Source organism: Staphylococcus sp. GDX8P80P, assembly GCF_017893095.1.
Classification (GTDB): domain Bacteria; phylum Bacillota; class Bacilli; order Staphylococcales; family Staphylococcaceae; genus Staphylococcus; species Staphylococcus borealis.
Window position 1 is genome coordinate 1 of record NZ_JAESMI010000050.1, and the last position, 972, is coordinate 972.

Sequence of the window (972 nt, forward strand, 5' to 3'; positions counted from 1 at the left end):
TGATCCACTTAATGACGTGCTTGTACTTGTTGAATCACTCACGCTTGTTGACGTTGATGCACTATCTGATGTGCTTGCACTTGTTGAGTCACTCACACTTGTTGACGCTGAATCACTTAATGATGTGCTTGCACTTGTTGAATCGCTCACGCTTGTTGACGTTGATGCACTATCTGATGTGCTTGCACTTGTTGAATCGCTCACACTTGTTGATGTTGATTCACTTAATGACGTACTTGTGCTTGTTGAGTCACTCTCACTTGTTGATGTTGATGCACTCAATGATGTGCTTGCACTTAATGAGTCTGAAAGACTCGTACTTGTTGATTCACTTAATGACGTGCTTGCGCTTGTTGAGTCACTCTCACTTGTTGATGTTGACGCACTTAATGATGTGCTTGCACTTGCTGAGTCTGAAAGACTCGTACTTGTTGATTCACTTAATGACGTGCTTGCACTTGCTGAGTCTGAAAGACTCGTACTTGTTGATTCACTTAATGACGTGCTTGCACTTGTTGAATCGCTCACACTTGTTGATGTTGATCCACTTAATGACGTACTTGTACTTGTTGAATCACTCACGCTTGTTGACGTTGATGCACTATCTGATGTACTTGTGCTTGTTGAATCGCTCACACTTGTTGATGTTGACGCACTCAATGATGTGCTTGCACTTGTTGAATCACTCACACTTGTTGATGTTGACTCACTTAATGATGTGCTTGCACTTGCTGAGTCTGAAAGACTCGTACTTGTTGATTCACTTAATGACGTGCTTGCACTTGCTGAGTCTGAAAGACTCGTACTTGTTGATGTTGATGCACTAACTGATGTGCTTGCACTTAATGAGTCTGAAAGACTCGCACTTGCTGATCCACTTAATGACGTACTTGCACTTGTTGAGTCACTCACACTTGTTGATGTTGACGCACTCAATGATGTGCTTGCACTTGTTGAGTCACTCACGCTTGT

Annotated in this window: 1 protein-coding gene; it reads left to right on the top strand. The window is 42.5% G+C overall.

Translation table 11 applies throughout. The features are described 5' to 3' along the window. Window positions 1-972: hypothetical protein (locus tag KA858_RS05670; RefSeq protein WP_281058923.1), on the top strand; the 972-nt coding region annotated here is incomplete at both ends.